The following is a 17,801-nucleotide window of genomic DNA, read 5'->3' as shown; positions in this document are numbered from 1 at the left end:
GATCAATGGCTGATCATCCACGGTCGGCCCGCAGGCTTACCTTTCAGGGCGTGGGGATTGGCTTTGGTGGGTTCGAGTCTTTTCGTCGGACCGCAGCAACTGCAACCGCTGGGGTGGCCCCGGCTTTCCTTGTACTGGTCCATGGTTTTTGGCGCGTGGGCGCTTTGCTCGTTGCGGGCGATGGCGGTGCGGGTATTGCCGGCCATCGTGCTCAGCCCCGGCGCTGACAGAATCACCCGCAGGCTCGATGCGCCGCATGCCGGGCACTCGCACGGCAGCGCGCTCTCGGCCATGGGCCGCAGCGAAGTGAAATCCCCGCAGTCAGGGCAGTCGTATTCGTACATGGGCATGGCTCAAATCCTTTAGTCGGCGTGCGTTCTGCAGGCGCGAATTCATTCGCGCCCGCAGGTCGGGAGTCAGCCCGGCGTTACTTATCCTGCGCGATCGGCAAGTCCACGGTGCCGTCGATGAATTTCGTCGGGCCGTTGGCGTTGGGGTTGATGTCGAATTTAAATATCTCAGTCGGCAGCCAAAGCGTCGCGCACGCGTTGGGGATGTCGACCACGCCGCTGATGTGACCCTGCACCGGTGCCGAGCCCAACAGCGAATAACCCTGGGCCGGGGAGTAACCGAACTTGGTCATGTAGTTGATCGCGTTCAGGCATGCCTGGCGGTAGGCGACGTTGACGTCCAGGTAGTGCTGCTGGCCGGCTTCGTCGACCGAGATGCCTTCGAAGATCAGGTAGTTGTTGTAGTTCGGCACGATAGGGCTTGGCTTGAACACCGGGTTCTTGATCCCGTACTTGGCCATGCCGTCCTTGATCAGCTCGACGCGCATGTGCACCCAGCCGGCCATTTCGATGGCGCCGCAGAAGGTGATTTCGCCGTCGCCCTGGCTGAAGTGCAAGTCGCCCACCGACAGACCCGCGCCGTCGACGTAGACCGGGAAGAACACTTTCGAGCCCCGGGACAGGTCCTTGATGTCGCAGTTGCCGCCGTGCTCACGGGGTGGCACGGTGCGTGCGCCAGTGGCGGCGGCGAGGTCGCGGGCCGGGCCTTTGAGTTTGCCCAGGTGCGCCGTGCTGGCGCAGGGCGGACAGGCCAGTGCCGGGACGCGGTCCGGGTCGGTGTCGATCAGTTCCTGTTCGCGGCGGTTCCACTCGGCGAGCATCTTGTGGTCCGGCAGACAGCCGATCAGGCCGGGGTGAATCAAGCCTGCAAACTCGACGCCGGGAATGTGCCGGGAGCTGGTCATCATGCCTTTGAAATCCCAGATGGATTTCTGCGCGAGCGGGAAATGCTCGGTGAGGAAGCCGCCGCCGTTCTGCTTGGAAAAGAAGCCGTTGAAGCCCCATTGCGAGTCGGCTCGGGCGCCGATGTCCAGCAGCTCCACCACCAGCAGGTCGCCTGGCTGGGCGCCATGCACACCCACCGGCCCGGACAGGTAATGCACGGTGGTCAGGTCGACGTCGCGCACGTCGCTGGCGTCGTCGTTGTTCTTGATCGCGCCAGCGGTCCAGTCGTAGGTTTCGAGGATGAAATCATCCCCCGGCTTGACCCAGCAGGCCATCGGGATGTCCGGGTGCCAGCGGTTGTGGATCTGCTCATTTTCGGTGACGGGCTGGTTGAGGTCGACTTTGATCAAGGTATCGGTCATGGGGGGGTCTCCTTGGGTTTCGGGTCAATCAAATACGTCGTGAAAGTCCGGGCGGGCGCCATCGCGGGACAAGCCACGCTCCTACAGGTGGCCGCATTCCTCTGTAGGAGCGTGGCGTGTCCCGCGAGAGGCCGTTACAGGCGCTGCACATCTCTGGCTGTTGCTTACACCGACAAATACCGACTGATCGTCGCTTCATCGACATTGGCCCGGGTCTCTTCGATGACGAAGCGGCCTTTCTCGATCACCAGCAAGCGGTCGGCGATTTCCAGGGTGAAGGACAGCACCTGCTCCGAGACGATGATCGTCAGGTTGCGCAGGGTGCGGATTTCTTTGAGGGTGCGGGCGATGTCCTTGATGATCGACGGCTGGATGCCTTCGGTGGGCTCGTCGAGCAACAACACCTTGGGATTGGTCGCCAGGGCACGGGCGATGGCCAGTTGCTGTTGCTGGCCGCCGGACAGGTTGCCGCCGCGTCGGCCGCGCATGTCGAACAGCACCGGGAACAGCGCATACAGGTCTTCCGGCACCTTGCCGCCCGCTGAGGCGGGGAGGCCGGTCTGGATGTTTTCCAGCACGCTCATCGACGGGAAAATCATCCGGCCCTGGGGCACGTAGGCCATGCCGTGGGCGACACGGTTGTGGGTTTCCATGGCGGACACGTCCACGCCGTCCAGCTGAACCTGGCCGCCCCATTGCGGCAGGATGCCCATCAGGCTTTTGAACAGGGTGGTCTTGCCCATGCCGTTGCGGCCCATCACCGCGACGATTTCCTGTTTCTGCACCGAGAGGTTCAGGTCGTGGAGGACCTGACTCTGGCCATAACCACACGCCAGCTGCTGAATGTTGAACATGCTGCGCTCCTTAATGGCCCAGATAGACTTCGATGACTTTCGGGTTGTTCTGCACCGACTCCATGCTGCCTTCGGCCAATACCTTGCCCTGATGCAGCACCGTGACCTTGTGGGCGATGCTCTTGACGAACTCCATGTCGTGCTCGATCACCAGCACCGAGCGGCCCTGGCTGATGCGATTCAACAGGTCGGCAGTTTGCGCACGCTCGCTGACACTCATGCCCGCCACGGGCTCGTCGAGCATCAGCAGTTCCGGGTCCTGCATCAGCAACATGCCGATCTCCAGCCACTGCTTCTGGCCGTGGGATAACAGGCCCGCCTGTTGCTGCAGCAAGTCACCGAGGAAGATGTCGGCGGCCACCTGATTGACCCGCTCCAGCACCGCTTGGGTGCGTTTGAAAAACAGCGCGCCGAACACCGACCGGCCCGCCGGAAACGACATCTCCAGGTTCTCGAACACGCTCAGGTTGTCGTAGATCGACGGCGTCTGGAACTTGCGCCCGACCCCGGCGCGGACGATGTCGTACTCGTTCATTTTGGTCAGCTCGCGGTCCTTGAACTGGATGCTGCCGCCCGTGGCGCGGGTCTTGCCGCAGATCAAATCCAGCACCGTGGTCTTGCCCGCGCCGTTGGGGCCGATGACCACCCGCACTTCGTTGCGGTCGATGTACAGGTTGAGGTCGTCCACCGCCTTGAAGCCGTCGAACGAAACGGTCAGCCCTTCGATGGCCAGGACCGGTTTGTTCATCTGAAAGCCTGTGGGACTGGTCATGGCTGAATCTCCAACGGGCTGGCGGCTTTCTTGTCCGCGAGGGCGGGGGTTGGCGTGATGCCCGGGGCAGGGGAGGCAATCACCGTTGCCGGCTTGCGCGTAACGCCCGACAACCATTTGCGCCCGTGGCTTTCCCACAAACCGGCCAGGCCGTTGGGGAAGTACATGACCACGGCGATGAATAGCCCGCCCATAAGGTACAGCCACAATTCGGGGAACGACTCGGAGAAATAGGTTTTGCCGTAGTTCACCAGCAGCGAGCCGTACACCGCACCCAACAGCGACATGCGCCCACCGACGGCGGCGAAAATCACCATCTCGATGGACGGCACGATGCCCACGAACGAGGGCGACATGAACCCCACCTGCAAGGCGAACATGGCCCCGCCGATGGCCGAGAAACACGCCGCGACGCAGTACACGAAGACCTTGAACGCCGCCACGTCGTAACCGGAAAAGCGCACCCGCTCTTCCTTGTCGCGCATGGCCATCAGCAGCCGGCCGAGCTTGGAGTTGAGGATGAATTTGCCGAACAGGATGCAGCCAAACAGCAGGCCGGCGTTGATGAAGTACAACAGCAGCCTGGCGCTGTCGCTGCGGATGTCCCAGCCCAGCAGCGTCTTCAGATCGGTGATGCCGTTGATCCCGCCGGTCAAGCCTTGCTGGCCGATGATCAGCACCGTGAGGATCAACGCGATGGCCTGGGTTACGATGGAAAAATACACATCGCCCACCCGGCGTCTGAACAGCGCGACGCCAATGATCAACGCCAGCAGCACCGGCAACACGATGACCGCCATCACCGTGAACGTGAAGCTGTGAAACGGCACCCACAGCCACGGCAGTTCGGTGATCTGGTTCCAGTCCATGAAGTCCGGAATGCCCGGGGTCGACTGGATCTTGGTGCTCTCGGGATCAGACGCTTCCAGCTTCAGAAACATCGCCATGCAGTAGCCGCCCAGGCCGAAGAACACGCCTTGCCCCAGGCTGAGAATGCCGCCGTACCCCCAGCACAACACCAGACCTACGGCGACGAACGCGTAGGTCAGGTATTTGCCGACCATGTTCAGGCGAAAGGCGTCCAGGGTCAGGGGGAAGACCACCAGAATCAGGGTCGCAAGGATCAGCAGGCCGACCACGCCCTGGCGTCCGCCGAGCATTTTGTTAAGCGCGTTCATGGGGCTACCTCTCTGGCGCACACTTATTTACGAACCTTGCTGGCAAACAACCCCTGGGGGCGCATCAACAGGATCAGGATCACGATGGACAGGGTCAGCACCTTGGCCATCGAGCCACTCATGAAAAATTCCGACAGCGACTGGGTCTGGGCAATGGCAAACGCCGAGGCAATGGTGCCGAACAGGCTGGCCGCGCCGCCGAACACCACCACCAGGAAGGTGTCGACGATGTACAGCGACCCGGCGGTGGGGCCGGTGGAACCGATGGTGGTGAACGCCGCGCCCGCCACCCCGGCCACACCGCAGCCCAGGGCGAAGGTCATGCGGTCGACCTTGCGGGTATTGATTCCCACCGCCCGGCTCATGATCCGGTTCTGCACCGTGGCGCGGACATGCAAGCCCCAGCGGGTGCGGTACAGCATCAGGAAGATGCCGCCGGTCATCAGCACGGTCAGGCCCATAACGAACAGGCCGTTGCGCGGGATTTCGATGGCGTCGGTGAGGTTGACCGCGCCCATCAGCCACTCCGGCGGGTTCGCGCTGACTTCACGGGCGCCGAAGATGGAACGGAAGGCTTGCTGCATGACCAGGGACAGGCCCCATGTCGCCAGCAGGGTGTCGAGCGGCCGGTGGTAGAGGCGACTGATCATCACCCACTCCACCACCCAGCCAATCGCACCGGCCACCACGAACGAGAACGCGATGGCGAAGAAAAAATAGTACGGCTGCATCCAGGGGCACCAGGTCTGCACCAGGGTCGACAGCATGTAGGTGGTATAGGCGCCGATGGTGAGGAATTCACCGTGGGCCATGTTGATCACGCCCATCTGACCAAAGATGATCGCCAGCCCCAGGGCCATCAACAACAGCACGCAGAACACGGAAAGCCCGTTGAACCCCTGCATGGCCGCGATGGCACCAAATTCCGATAGCCATTCCATGGTGGTCCCTCCTCGGGAAGCTGTGTGGGTTTAGGATTGGGGGTCGGGACCAGCTGCAAGCTGTAAGCTGTAAGCTTCAAGCGGCAAGTAAAAGCGAGAGCAACTGCAACGCACACCGCTTCCACTTGCCGCTTGCAGCTAACCGCTTACAGCTACCGCGCAGCGGCCTACTGATAGCCCTTCGGAAACGGATTCGGCTCGATCAGCTCCGACTCGTAAACCACTTTGAACTGGCCGTCGGCCTGGACTTCACCGATGCGGGTCTTGCTCCACAGGTGATGGTTCTCGTGAATCTTCACGTAGCCTTCAGGCGCGGTCTTCAGCTCGATGCCCGGGGAGGCGGCGACCACTTTGTCGACATCGAAGCTGCCGGCTTTCTCGACCGCCGCTTTCCACAACCACGGACCGAGGTAGGCGGCCTGGGTCACGTCGCCCATCACCGAATCCTTGCCGTACTTGGCCTTGAACGCCTCAACGAACGCTTTATTGTTGGGGTTATCCAGGCTCTGGAAGTACTTCATGGAGGCGTAGAAGCCCTTCATGTTCTCGCCGCCAATGCCCAGCAGTTCGTCTTCGGTGACCGACAGGGTCAACAGCTTCTGCTTGGTGGAATCGACGCCGGCGGCTTTGAGCTGCTTGTAGAACGCCACGTTGGAACCGCCCACGACCGCCGCGAAGACCACGTCAGGTTTCTTCAATTTGACTTTGTTGATCAGCGAGCCGAACTGGGTGTTGCCCAGCGGGTAGTAGTCTTCGCCGACAACAGTGCCGTGGAGCACGTTTTCGATGTGCTTGCGGGCGATCTTCATCGAGGTGCGCGGCCAGATGTAATCAGAACCGATCAGGTAAAAGGTCTTGGCGCCCTTGGTCTTGGCGATCCAGTCCAGGCTGGCAAGGATCTGCTGGGTGGCTTCCTGCCCGGTGTAGATCACGTTTTTCGACTGTTCCAGCCCTTCGTAGAAAGTCGGGTAGTACAGCAGGCCGTTTTCTTTCTCGAACACCGGCAACACCGCTTTACGTGACGCCGAGGTCCAGCAGCCAAACACCGTGGCCACCTTGTCGTTGACCAGCAGCTTGCGGGCTTTCTCGGCGAAGGTCGGCCAGTCGGACGCGCCGTCTTCCTGAATGATTTTGATCTGGCGACCGAGGATGCCGCCCGACGCATTGATCTGGTCGATGGCCAGGCGTTCGGCCTGGATCGAACCGGTTTCGGAGATCGCCATGGTGCCGGTGGCCGAGTGCAGCTGGCCGACGGTCACTTCGGTCGGCGTGACAGCCAGGCCGGTGGTGTTGGCGTCATCGGCCAGGGTCATCTGGCTGAACACGCTGGCGGCGATCAGCGAAAGGGCTGCCGCCCCCAATGCCAGCCGTCGGGGGAAAAAGCGCGTGGGGCCTGTCAGTCGTGAATCCATGTTCCCGCTCCTGTGCTGGTGATTCGCGGCGGCCGGGTGAGGGTCCGTCGCGAGCTGCGAGCAAGCATGAGGCGGGCGCGGGAAACGAGGTATACGCAGCGTGACGTATGCGCGTACGTCATTTGACGTAGGGCCGGGAGCGTCGGACCCGGGCATGATTGCGCCCGCGGCACCGAACCCGCGGCACAGAAGTTGCTGCTTGAATATTCGAGGTCTCAGTTTCGCGCCAGCAAGGAAGGTGAGTGGCGAATTCGCTCTCTCTCATCAGGAACTACTCCGTGCGACCTTCCGGCTCTCAACGCATCATCAAGGTGCGCCGCGATTACAACCGTCTGGTCGCCGACGAGACCATGGAAGACTACGCGTTGCGTTTCACGCCCAAGTCCTTTCGCAAATGGTCGGAATTCCGCATCGCCAACACGGCTGTCGGGGCCGTGTCGTTCCTGGCACTGGAAGCCATTGGCGGCGCACTGGTGATGAGCTACGGCTTCACCAACACCTTATGGGCCATCATCGCCATGACGGTGGTGATCTTTCTCACCGGGCTGCCCATCAGCTACTACGCCGCGCGCTATGGCGTGGACATGGACCTGCTGACCCGTGGCGCCGGCTTCGGCTACATCGGCTCGACGATCACCTCGTTGATCTACGCCAGTTTCACCTTCCTGTTCTTCGCCCTGGAAGCGGCAATCATGGCCCTGGCCCTGCAGCTGTACACCCACATTCCGCTGGCGATGGCGTACGTGATCTGCTCGATCATCGTCATCCCGCTGGTGGCCTACGGCATCACCCTGATCAGTCGCCTGCAAATGTGGTCGCAACCGCTGTGGCTGACGTTGCTGATTGTGCCGTACGTGTTCGTGATCTGGAAAAACCCCGACGCGATGTCCGACCTCACCAGCTTTGCCGGGCGCGAAGGCGAGGGCGGCACCTTCAATCTGCTGCTGTTCGGCGCCGCGTTCAGCGTGGCGTTGTCCCTGGTGACACAGATCGGCGAACAGGTGGACTATCTGCGCTTTCTGCCGGAAAAAACCCGCCGCAATCGCAAGCGCTGGTGGGCCGCGCTGCTGATGGCAGGGCCCGGCTGGGTCATCCCCGGCGGCCTGAAAATCATGGCCGGTGCCTTTCTTGCTTTCCTCGCCCTGCAACATCAAGTGCCGATTGAACGCGCGGCTGAGCCGACGCAGATGTACCTGGTGGCGTTCAACTACGTATTTGCCTCCCCGGAATGGGCGTTGGCGGCCATGGTGCTGTTCGTGATCATTTCCCAGATCAAGATCAACATGACCAACGCCTACGCCGGGTCCCTGGCCTGGTCGAACTTCTTCGCCCGGGTCACCCACAGCCATCCGGGCCGAGTGGTCTGGCTGGTGTTCAACGTCGCCATCGCCTTGATCCTCATGGAACTGGGCGTCTTCGACGCCATTGAGGAAGTGCTCGGCCTTTACGCCAACGTCGCCATCGCCTGGATCGGCGCGCTGGTGGCCGATCTGGTGATCAACAAGCCCCTCGGCCTCTCGCCCAAACACATTGAGTTCAAGCGCGCGCACCTGTACGACATCAACCCGGTGGGCGTCGGCGCGATGTTTATTGCCTCATTGCTGTCGATGTGTGCCCATTTCGGTGCGTTGGGGGAGGTGGCCCGCGCCGCGCCGCCGCTGATTTCCCTGACCACCGCGCTGATCGCGGCGCCGTTGATCGCCTGGCTGACCAAAGGCCGCTATTACATTGCCCGGGAAAGCGACCCCGGTTTGCTGTTCCCCCCCGGCCGCCAGACCAGCCTGCGCTGTGGCGTGTGCAGCAACCGTTTCGAAACCCCGGACATGGCCTGGTGCCCGGCGTACGGTTCGCCGATCTGCTCGTTGTGCTGTTCGCTGGACGCCCGCTGCGGCGATCAATGCAAAACCCGCTCGCGGCTGTCGATGCAGTTCGAGGACCTGATCGGCCGCCTGCTGCCCCGCTTGCCACGCCAGTACCTGCACACCCGGCTGGCGCAATACCTGGGCCTGCTCACCGTGTTGGTGCTGACCCTGACCGGGGCGCTGACGATGATTTACAGCCAGGTCTCACACGGGCTGATCGATCAGTCGCCCCAGGTGCATCACACCCTGATGCTTGCGTTTCTCAAGGCGTTCCTGACCTTTTGCGTGTTCGCGGGCGTACTGGCCTGGTGGGTGGTGCTGACCCGGGAGAGCCGGCGCGTGGCCCTGGAAGAATCCGAGCGGCAGACGGCGCTGCTGATGCAGGAAATCGAGGCGCACCACAAAACCGATCAGGCGTTGCAGGAAGCCAAGGAAGCCTCGGAGGCCGCCAACGCCGCCAAGAGCCGCTATGTCACCGGGCTTTCCCACGAGCTGCGCACGCCGCTCAACAGCATTCTTGGTTTCACCCAGATCCTGCAACGGGACGTCGCCACCCCGAGCAAACATCTGGATTCCCTGGCGACCATCATGCGCAGCAGTTCGCATTTGTTGTCGCTGATCGACGGCCTGCTGGACGTGGCCAAGATCGAAGCCGGCAAACTGCGGCTGGAGCCGACGGAAATCCTGTTCCAGGAGTTTCTCGACGACCTGGAGAAAATGTTCGCCAGCACGGCCCGGGAGAAAGGCCTGCACTTTCGCCTGGAGCTGATCGGGCGCATGCCAGAAGTGGTGCGCGGCGACGAGAAGCGGGTGCGGCAGATCCTGATCAACCTGCTGGGCAACGCGATCAACTTCACTGACAGCGGGGAAGTCTGCCTGCGGGTCAGTTACCGGCGCGAAACCGCGACCTTCGACATCATCGACACCGGTATCGGCATCGCGCCGGAGCAGATCGAACGCATTTTCCAGCCATTCGAGCGGGGCGGGCTGGTACGCCAGGACAACGGCGTGGGCCTGGGATTGACCATCACGCGGATGCTCACGGCGTTGATGGGCGGCGCCCTGTCCGTCAGCAGCCAGCCCGAGGAGGGCACGCGGTTTCAGGTGCGGCTGTTCTTGTCCGAAGTGCGGGTGCCCAAGGCGATCATCGACGTCAACCACGACGTCATCGGTTACGACGGTCAGCGGCGGCTGATTCTGGTGGTGGACGATCACATCGAGCACCGCAAGGTCATCAGCGGCATGCTCATGCCGCTGGGTTTTGACGTAGCGCAGGCGGCCAACGGGCAAGAGGCGGTCAGGCAGGTGTCGCTGCTGCACCCGGACCTGATCCTGATGGACCTGTCCATGCCGGACATGGACGGTTGGGCGACCAGTCGCATGATCCGCCGCAATGCGCTGTCCCTGGCGCCGATCATCGTGCTGTCGGCCAACGCCAATGCCTTCGCCGATGACAAGGAACGCAGCCTGCAAGTGTGCAATGACTACCTGGCCAAACCCCTGCATTTGCCGCAACTGCTGGACCGGATTCAGCACCATCTGCAACTGACCTGGCAGCGGCGTTTGCGCAGTGCCCCGGTGCTGGTGCAAACGCCGGTAGTGTTGCCGTCGCGGGAGGATCTGGAAGAGCTGTATGAACTGTCCGGCCTGGGCTATATCCGTGGCATTCAACAAAAACTCGACGCCATCGAGCGCGAGAGTACGCACAGCGCCGGTTTTGTCAGCGGCCTGCGAACCCTGGCGTCAGGTTTTCGCCTGGATGAACTCAGTCTTCAATTGAAGGAGGCCCTGAATGGACGCCATGACCCAAGCCGCTGAAAAAGGCGTCATCCTGATCGTCGATGACGTACCCGATAACCTGGCGCTGCTGTCCGATGCGCTGGACGAGGCGGGGTACATGGTGCTGGTGGCGCTGGACGGGCACAGCGCGTTGACCCGCATCCAGCGTCGGCGTCCGGACCTGATTCTGCTGGACGCGATGATGCCCGGCCTGAACGGCTTCGACACCTGCCGCCAGATCAAGGCGCAACCGGACACCGCCAACATCCCCGTGCTGTTCATGACCGCGCTGACCGACAGCGAGCACGTGGTGCAGGGTTTCGAGGCCGGCGCTATCGACTACGTCACCAAGCCGATCGAGTGCGCCGAAGTGCTCGCCCGGGTCGCTTCGCATTTGCGCACCGCGCGCATCCTGCAAACCGCCCGCACGGCGTCGCAGCCGGTGACGTTCGAAGACAAATCCGCCTACGGCAAACTGTCCCGCCGCTTCCAGCTCACCGACCGGGAAATCGACGTGTTGCGCTGGGTGTCCTGCGGCAAAACCAACAAAGACATCGCCGACATCCTGCAACTGAGCCCGCGCACGGTGAACAAACACCTGGAACACATCTACATCAAACTCGGCGTCGAAACCCGCACCGCCGCCACCTCCGTGGCCATGGCGGCGATGACCGATCGGGTGTGATCCCTTAAAAGCTTCCCGGCTGAAGCCAGTCCTACAGTCGGAGTCGGTCGCAATGAATGCACGCGCTGCTGTGAGTAGGACCGGCTTCAGCCGGGAAGAGGCCGGTTTGAGCGCTGCCAATTCTGCGGTATGAACCTTGATCGCCTGATCGTTCCCCCGCTCCGCGTGGGAATGCATCCCCTGGCGCTCCGCGTCGCAGGTCTCACTGACGGGATGCGGTGCTTTTGTAGGACCGGCTTCAGCCGGGAAGCGGCCAGTCTGCACGCCCTTAATCTTTGGATCCAGCCACCGCGTAAGTGCCCCTCATTTGGATTGAGCCTCAACATCTTAACCCCTCAAATAACCACCCTGAATCTTCATTGGTACCCGGCCCTAAACTCCCCGCGTTCGCGGCCGAAACATCTGTCAGGCCGTGCCTTCTCTTTCCTGCCGCACCCCGTGCAAAGCGCAGCGCACCTATCGGCATCGCACTCTCGTCGCTGTCATCTCTGGTTATGGACACACGCATATGATCAAACGTCTGGGTTTCAGCAAAAAGATCCTGCTGGCCGCTGCACTCATCGTGGTAGTTGCTTTCTCGTGTTTCATTCTGGTGAACGACTATCGCCAGCGCGAAACCCTGAAGAACAGCGTCGCCTCCGAACTCCAACAGTTGGGCAGTCTGACCACGCAAAACATTCAAACCTGGCTCGACAGCCGCACGCAGTTGCTCAACTCGATGGCTCAGCAGATCGCGGTTGACGGTCCGGCGGTGAGCAGCCTGCAGCGGGTGATCGGTCTGCCGGTGTACCCGGACAATTTCCAGCTCAGTTATTTCGGCAGCAAGGACGGCGTGATGTTCTCCGTGCCGACGGGCAATCGCCCGGCCGACTACGACCCCCGTGCCCGTGGCTGGTACAAGGCGGCCGACGCGGCGCAGGGCATCATCGTGACCGAGCCGTACATCGCCGCGTCGTCGGGCAAGCTGGTGGTGACACTGGCGACACCGGTGCGCCAGCAGGGGCAGATGATTGGCGTCGCGGGCGCAGACATTTCCCTGGACGCCATCAGCAAGACCATCAACTCGCTGAACTTCGGCGGCCACGGTTATGCGTACATCGTCAGCGCCGACGGCAAGATTCTGATCCACCCCGACAGCAAGCTGATCCTGAAGAACGTCAGCGAGGCCTACCCGAACGGCGCGCCGACCATCGCGCCGGGGGTGACGGAAATCGAGTCCGGCGGCAAGGGGCAGATCATCTCGTTCACCAAGGTGGAAGGGCTGTCATCGGCGAACTGGTACGTGGCACTGGTCCTCGACCGCGACGCGGCCTATTCGATGCTCAGCGAATTCCGCTCTTCGGCGATTCTCGCCATGGTCATTGCTGTGGCGATCATCATGCTGCTGCTGGGCTTGCTTATCCGCGTGCTGATGCAACCCCTCCACCAGATGGGCCGGGCGATGCAGGACATGGCCGATGGGGAAGGCGACCTCACCAAGCGTCTGGTGATTGTGTCCCAGGATGAATTCGGCGCGTTGGCGCAGTCGTTCAACCGTTTCGTCGAGCGTATTCACAGCTCGATCCGTGAAGTGGCGTCGACCGCCGGGCAACTGGGTGAAGTCGCGGCCCGCGTGGTTGGTGCCTCGAACTCGTCGATGGGCAATTCCGATCAGCAGACCAGCCGTACCAGCAGCGTGGCCGCAGCGATCAACCAGCTTGGTGCCGCCGCCCAGGAAATCGCTCAGAACGCTGCGCTGGCGTCTCAGCACTCCAGCGAGGCCACGCAACTGGCCAGCGAAGGTCAGGGCGTTGTCAGCCAGACTATCAAGGCGATGAATCAGCTGTCCGAGAAGATCAGCGAGTCGTGCGCCAACATCGAGACCCTGAACAACAAGACCGCGAACATCGGTCAGATTCTGGAAGTGATCACCGGCATCTCTCAGCAGACCAATTTGCTGGCGCTCAACGCCGCTATCGAAGCCGCGCGGGCAGGGGAAGCGGGCCGTGGTTTTGCGGTGGTGGCGGACGAGGTGAGGAACCTGGCCCACCGCACCCAAGATTCGGCGCAGCAGGTGCAGGGCATGATCGAGGAGTTGCAGGTTGGCGCTCGTGATGCGGTGATCAACATGACCGAGAGCCAGCGCCAGAGCGAGAACAGCGTGACCATCGCCAATCAGGCCGGTGAGCGCCTGAACAGTGTGACCCGCCGGATCAGTGAGATCGACGGGATGAACCAGTCGGTGGCGACGGCGACCGAGGAGCAGACGGCGGTGGTGGAGTCGATCAATGTCGATATTACTGAGATCAATACGCTGAATCAGGAGGGTGTCGATAACCTGAAGTCCACGCTCGACGCCTGTGCGCATCTGGAGCACCAGACGGCGCGGCTGCAGCATTTGGTGGGGACCTTCAGGATCTAGATCAAGGGCGTCTGCCTGGGGGCAGACTGTTTCGCCTTAGGCGACTTACTTTTGAAAAGCACCAAAAGTAAGCAAAAGTGCCTGCTCCTGGTTGGGCCCCTCGTTCCTCGGGGTCCCTTCACTCCGGTCCCGCTCCGTGGGCCCGCGCCGAACGGACATCCATGTCCTGACGGCGCTCTCGCCGCATCCCTGCGGCTCGGCCCACTCCGCAAGACCTGCGTTCAGCCTGCACCCAAGTCGCGATTGGCGGTGACTGAGCCTTTTGTGTACGAAGATCAAAAGCAGATCAAAGCACGCGTAGTAGGACCGGCTTTAGCCGGGAAGAGGTTAGTTCAGACGCCAACATTGGATCGTTCCCTACGCTCCGCGTGGGAATGCATCCCCTGACGCTCCGCGTCACAGGTCTCACTGACGGAATGCGGTGATCTTGTAGGACCGGCTTCAGCCGGGAAGGGGCCAGTCTCCACACCCTGGATCTTGAGGCGTGACACCCGACGTCTTCCCGGCTAAAGCCAGTCCTACGGTCGAAATGCATTTCAACAGTGGGACCGGCTTCAGCCGGGAAGAGGTCAGTTTGCACACCCTGGATCTTGCGGCGTGACACCCGACGCCTTCCCGGCTAAAGCCAGTCCTACGGTCGACATGCATTTCCATAGTGGGACCGGCTTCAGCCGGGAAGAGGCCAGCCTGCACACCCTCAATCCCGCAGCGCGCCATCCGACGCCTTCCAGGCTAAAACCAGTCCTACGGTCGACATGCATTTCCATAGTGGGACCGGCTTCAGCCGGGAAGAGGCCAGCCTGCACACCCTCAATCCCGCAGCGCGCCATCCGACGTCTTCCCGGCTAAAGCCCTTCCTACGGTCGAAATGCATTTCCCATAGTGGGACCGGCTTCAGCCGGGAGGGGGCCAGTCTGCACACCCTGGATCTTGAGGCGTGACAGCCGACGTCTTCCCGGCTAAAGCCGGTCCCACTAAGTGCATCGCGTTCCGCCAGCCCCATCGTGCAATGTTCCGGCGGATGTCATTTCCATTGAATGTACGCGCTGCTTTTAGTGGGACTGGCTTCAGCCGGGAAGAGGCCAGGGTGAACACCCTCAATTCAACGGCGTGACATCCGACGCTTTCCCGGCTTAAGCCGGTCCCACTAGCGGCATCGCATTCTGCCAACGGACCAACGGCACGAATTATTTGTTTCAGCCCCATCCATCACTCCGCCATTCCGCCTTCGACATCCGCGCAACTTGTCTAGCCCGCACAGCGGCTAGATCGCCCTTGGGCGCCAACCTGTCCAGAAATCCCCCGAAAAGTCCCGTAGCAAACCGTCTCTGAAGTGCAACCCCACAGTCATCGTCGATTCATGGAACTGCCACAGGCTGCCCCTAATGTCACTCGCACCGAACGCGGCCATGGACGGTCGTGCGGCTGATCATTCACCCCGGCAGGACGCTGGAATCACAAGACCAGAGAAGCCTATGACCGCAGCCATCCACGTCGACCGCCTGAACAAGACATTCGCCCGAAAGACCGCGTTGGTTGACCTTGCATTGTCTATACAACACGGGGAGATGGTCGCGCTGATTGGCGCTTCCGGTTCCGGTAAATCCACGCTGTTGCGTCACTTGGCCGGTCTGGCCTGCTGCGATCGCAGCAACGGCGGCAGCGTCCAGGTGCTGGGTCGCGAAGTCCAGGCCTCGGGCAGGCTCAACGGCAAGGTGCGCCGTCTGCGTGCCGACATCGGCTACATCTTTCAGCAATTCAACCTCGTCAATCGCCTCAGCGTGCTGGACAACGTCCTGCTCGGCTGCCTCGGTCGCATGCCTCGCTGGCGTGGCAGCCTGGGGCTGTTCAACGCCGAGGAGAAAGCCCGGGCCATGGCCAACCTTGATCGCGTTGGCCTTGCCGATCTGGCGCCGCAGCGGGCCTCGACCCTGTCCGGTGGCCAGCAGCAGCGGGTGGCCATCGCCCGCGCGCTGACCCAGCAGGCCGAGGTCATTCTCGCCGATGAACCCATTGCCTCCCTCGACCCCGAGTCAGCGCGCAAGGTCATGGAAATCCTCGCCGACATCAATCGCCGGGACGGCAAGACCGTCGTCGTCACTCTGCATCAGGTGGATTACGCCGTGCGCTATTGCCCGCGTGCCGTGGCACTCAAGGGCGGGCGTATTCATTTCGACGGCAACGGCACCGAGCTCAACAGCCAGTTCCTCAACGACCTGTATGGCGCCGACGCCGACACCAGCCTGATGTTCGACGGCAGCGCGCGGGACACCCAGCGAACGCCCCAACTGCTGATGGTCCGCGCCTGACCCGGTGACGGCACCGGTAACAGACAACACCCAACCCCACACCAAAACCAGCTCCGGGAGTTCCCCATGTTGAACCGTATCGGGCGCGTCTTCGCGTCTGCCGCTGTCGTCGCCGGTTGCCTGATGGGCACCGCGCAGGCCGACGACAACGTCATCAACTTCGGCATCATGTCCACCGAGTCGTCGCAGAACCTGAAGAGCGTCTGGCAGCCATTCATCGACGACATGTCGAAAAAGACCGGGCTGAAAGTCAACGCCACCTTCGCCTCCGACTACGCCGGCCTGATCCAGGGCATGCGCTTCAACAAGGTCGATGTGGCCTGGCTGGGCAACAAGGCGGCCATGGAAGCGGTGGACCGTTCCGGCGGTGAAATCTTCGCGCAGACCGCCGCTGCCAACGGTGCGCCCGGCTACTGGAGCGTGATCATTGCGCGCAAGGACAGCCCGATCAATTCGGTCGAGGACATGCTCAAGCACGCCAAGGAACTGACCTTCGGCAACGGTGACCCGAACTCCACTTCGGGCTATCTGGTGCCGGGCTACTACGTGTTCGCGCAGAACCACGTCGACGCCGCCACCGCTTTCAAACGCACGCTGAACTCCAGCCATGAAGTCAACGCCCTCAGCGTGGCCAAAGGGCAACTGGACGTCGCCACCTTCAACACCGAAAGCTGGGACCGCCTGGAAGTCACCCAGCCGGACAAGGCCGCGATGCTCAAGGTGATCTGGAAATCGCCGCTGATCCCGGCCGACCCGATGGTCTGGCGAAAGGGGATGTCCGACGCAGACAAAAACAAGATCCGCGACTTCTTCGCCAACTACGGCGACACCGAAGAAGAAAAGGCCGTGCTGAAGAACATGCAGATGGGCAAGTTCCTCAAGTCCTCGGACGACCAGTTGCTGACCATCCGCCAGCTCGAGCTGTTCAAGCAGAGGACTGAAACCACGGCCAGCACCACCCTCAGCGCCGACGAAAAAGCCACCCGTCTGAAAGACATCGAAGCCGGGCTGAGCAAGCTGCAGGACCGTATTTCCGAGCTGGAAAAACAAGGCACCGCCAAGGCGGGTTGATGCACGGGGCGCGCCTGCCTGTATGGCTTAACCCCGTGCGGGCACGGCGCGCCAGTCATGACGCTTCACCCGTTCGCAACCGGACTTTTTATGACCACTCATGCTGCTTACATCGAAGCCGCCGGCAAGCGCAGCTGGCCGCAATACCTGGGCTGGGGCCTGTTCCTGGCGATGATGGCCTGGGCCTGGCACGGCGCGGAAATGAACCCGCTGGCGCTGTACCGCGACTCCGGCAACATGGCGACCTTCGCCGCCGACTTCTTCCCGCCCGACTTTCACGAATGGCGCGCCTACCTCAAGGAAATGATTGTCACGGTGCAGATCGCCCTCTGGGGCACGCTGCTGGCGATCGTCTGCTCGGTGCCCCTGGGCATTCTCTGCGCCGACAACATCACGCCTTGGTGGATTCACCAGCCGTTGCGCCGGGTCATGGATGCCTTCCGTTCGATCAACGAAATGGTCTTCGCCATGCTCTTCGTGGTCGCTGTCGGCCTGGGCCCGTTTGCCGGTGTCCTGGCGTTGTGGATCAGCACCACCGGCGTGCTCGCCAAGCTGTTCGCCGAAGCCGTTGAGGCGATCGATCCCGGCCCGGTCGAGGGCGTGCGTGCCACCGGCGCCAGTGCCTTGCAGGAAGTGATCTTCGGGGTCATCCCCCAAGTCATGCCGCTGTGGATTTCCTACGCGCTGTACCGCTTCGAATCCAACGTGCGCTCGGCGACGGTGGTGGGGATGGTCGGTGCCGGCGGGATCGGCGTGATCCTGTGGGAAAACATCCGCGCCTTCCAGTTCACCCAGACCTGCTCGGTGCTGCTGGTGATCATCGTGGTGGTGAGCGTCATCGACATTTTCTCCCAGCGCCTGCGCAAGCAGTTCATCTAAC

General features: G+C 61.9%; 13 protein-coding genes and 1 pseudogene. 7 read left to right on the top strand and 7 right to left on the bottom strand.

The window, feature by feature from the left end; translation table 11 throughout:
• Positions 1 to 2 precede the first annotated feature (2 nt).
• The 7 genes from ACYAR8_RS02190 to urtA form a co-directional block, all read right to left on the bottom strand.
• A complete protein-coding gene (locus ACYAR8_RS02190; protein ID WP_074887563.1) occupies positions 3 to 350 on the bottom strand; it encodes an FmdB family zinc ribbon protein in 348 nt (115 codons plus the stop codon).
• A 77-nt stretch (positions 351 to 427) separates the two neighbouring features.
• Entirely contained in the window at positions 428 to 1,657 is a 1,230-nt protein-coding gene (gene fmdA / locus ACYAR8_RS02185) for a formamidase (protein ID WP_074887566.1), read from the bottom strand.
• A gap of 164 nt (positions 1,658 to 1,821) precedes the next feature.
• On the bottom strand, positions 1,822 to 2,511 hold the full coding sequence (urtE, locus tag ACYAR8_RS02180) for an urea ABC transporter ATP-binding subunit UrtE (protein WP_074887569.1): 690 nt from the start codon (positions 2,509 to 2,511) through the stop codon (positions 1,822 to 1,824).
• A 10-nt stretch (positions 2,512 to 2,521) separates the two neighbouring features.
• Positions 2,522 to 3,283: an urea ABC transporter ATP-binding protein UrtD gene (gene urtD, locus ACYAR8_RS02175; RefSeq protein WP_074887572.1), complete on the bottom strand. Its 762-nt coding sequence runs from the start codon at positions 3,281 to 3,283 to the stop codon at positions 2,522 to 2,524.
• Positions 3,280 to 4,461: an urea ABC transporter permease subunit UrtC gene (urtC, locus tag ACYAR8_RS02170; protein WP_074887575.1), complete on the bottom strand. Its 1,182-nt coding sequence runs from the start codon at positions 4,459 to 4,461 to the stop codon at positions 3,280 to 3,282. The genes urtD and urtC overlap by 4 nt, the downstream gene beginning before the upstream one ends.
• Positions 4,462 to 4,484: 23 nt before the next feature.
• Complete coding sequence (gene urtB, locus ACYAR8_RS02165) at positions 4,485 to 5,402, bottom strand: urea ABC transporter permease subunit UrtB (RefSeq protein WP_463578940.1); 918 nt, start codon at positions 5,400 to 5,402, stop codon at positions 4,485 to 4,487.
• Between the two features lie 167 nt (positions 5,403 to 5,569).
• Positions 5,570 to 6,814 carry an urea ABC transporter substrate-binding protein gene (urtA, locus tag ACYAR8_RS02160; protein WP_463578939.1) on the bottom strand — a complete coding sequence of 415 codons (1,245 nt, stop codon included), beginning with the start codon at positions 6,812 to 6,814 and terminating at the stop codon, positions 5,570 to 5,572.
• A gap of 278 nt (positions 6,815 to 7,092) precedes the next feature.
• Here urtA and ACYAR8_RS02155 point away from each other — a divergent pair, with 278 nt between their 5' ends.
• From ACYAR8_RS02155 to phnE, 7 genes and pseudogenes are all read left to right on the top strand, one after another.
• Positions 7,093 to 10,494, top strand: a complete 3,402-nt coding sequence (locus tag ACYAR8_RS02155; RefSeq protein WP_463578938.1) for an ATP-binding protein — start codon at positions 7,093 to 7,095, stop codon at positions 10,492 to 10,494.
• The gene (locus ACYAR8_RS02150; RefSeq protein ID WP_074887586.1) at positions 10,469 to 11,140 is read left to right on the top strand and encodes a response regulator; all 672 of its coding nucleotides are present in this window, start codon (positions 10,469 to 10,471) and stop codon (positions 11,138 to 11,140) included. Before ACYAR8_RS02155 ends, ACYAR8_RS02150 begins: the two co-directional genes overlap by 26 nt.
• A 508-nt stretch (positions 11,141 to 11,648) precedes the next feature.
• A pseudogene (locus tag ACYAR8_RS02145) lies at positions 11,649 to 12,683 on the top strand (HAMP domain-containing protein); the annotation flags it as partial.
• Between the two features lie 93 nt (positions 12,684 to 12,776).
• Positions 12,777 to 13,541, top strand: a complete 765-nt coding sequence (locus ACYAR8_RS02140; protein WP_420793071.1) for a methyl-accepting chemotaxis protein — start codon at positions 12,777 to 12,779, stop codon at positions 13,539 to 13,541.
• Between the two features lie 1,475 nt (positions 13,542 to 15,016).
• A complete protein-coding gene (gene phnC, locus ACYAR8_RS02135; RefSeq protein WP_074887597.1) occupies positions 15,017 to 15,850 on the top strand; it encodes a phosphonate ABC transporter ATP-binding protein in 834 nt (277 codons plus the stop codon).
• Positions 15,851 to 15,916: 66 nt separating this feature from the next.
• Positions 15,917 to 16,921 (top strand): phosphonate ABC transporter substrate-binding protein, encoded by a 1,005-nt coding sequence (gene phnD, locus ACYAR8_RS02130; RefSeq protein ID WP_463578937.1) that lies wholly within the window; start codon positions 15,917 to 15,919, stop codon positions 16,919 to 16,921.
• Positions 16,922 to 17,011: 90 nt separating this feature from the next.
• The gene (gene phnE / locus ACYAR8_RS02125) at positions 17,012 to 17,800 is read left to right on the top strand and encodes a phosphonate ABC transporter, permease protein PhnE (RefSeq protein WP_074887601.1); all 789 of its coding nucleotides are present in this window, start codon (positions 17,012 to 17,014) and stop codon (positions 17,798 to 17,800) included.
• Position 17,801 lies beyond the last annotated feature (1 nt).

This window comes from Pseudomonas sp. HP_01 (assembly GCF_055284355.1).
Note: the sequence above shows the minus strand (reverse complement) of the source record. Positions and strands in the feature narration are given on the sequence as shown.

Coding starts and splice junctions, on each gene's coding strand:
- phnD (WP_463578937.1), top strand. CDS start 15,917: ATGTTGAACCGTATCGGGCGCGTCTTCGCGTCTGCCGCTGTCGTCGCC.
- urtE (WP_074887569.1), bottom strand. CDS start 2,511: ATGTTCAACATTCAGCAGCTGGCGTGTGGTTATGGCCAGAGTCAGGTC.
- urtA (WP_463578939.1), bottom strand. CDS start 6,814: ATGGATTCACGACTGACAGGCCCCACGCGCTTTTTCCCCCGACGGCTG.
- ACYAR8_RS02150 (WP_074887586.1), top strand. CDS start 10,469: ATGGACGCCATGACCCAAGCCGCTGAAAAAGGCGTCATCCTGATCGTC.
- urtB (WP_463578940.1), bottom strand. CDS start 5,402: ATGGAATGGCTATCGGAATTTGGTGCCATCGCGGCCATGCAGGGGTTC.
- urtC (WP_074887575.1), bottom strand. CDS start 4,461: ATGAACGCGCTTAACAAAATGCTCGGCGGACGCCAGGGCGTGGTCGGC.
- phnE (WP_074887601.1), top strand. CDS start 17,012: ATGACCACTCATGCTGCTTACATCGAAGCCGCCGGCAAGCGCAGCTGG.
- urtD (WP_074887572.1), bottom strand. CDS start 3,283: ATGACCAGTCCCACAGGCTTTCAGATGAACAAACCGGTCCTGGCCATC.
- ACYAR8_RS02140 (WP_420793071.1), top strand. CDS start 12,777: ATGGGCAATTCCGATCAGCAGACCAGCCGTACCAGCAGCGTGGCCGCA.
- ACYAR8_RS02190 (WP_074887563.1), bottom strand. CDS start 350: ATGCCCATGTACGAATACGACTGCCCTGACTGCGGGGATTTCACTTCG.
- fmdA (WP_074887566.1), bottom strand. CDS start 1,657: ATGACCGATACCTTGATCAAAGTCGACCTCAACCAGCCCGTCACCGAA.
- phnC (WP_074887597.1), top strand. CDS start 15,017: ATGACCGCAGCCATCCACGTCGACCGCCTGAACAAGACATTCGCCCGA.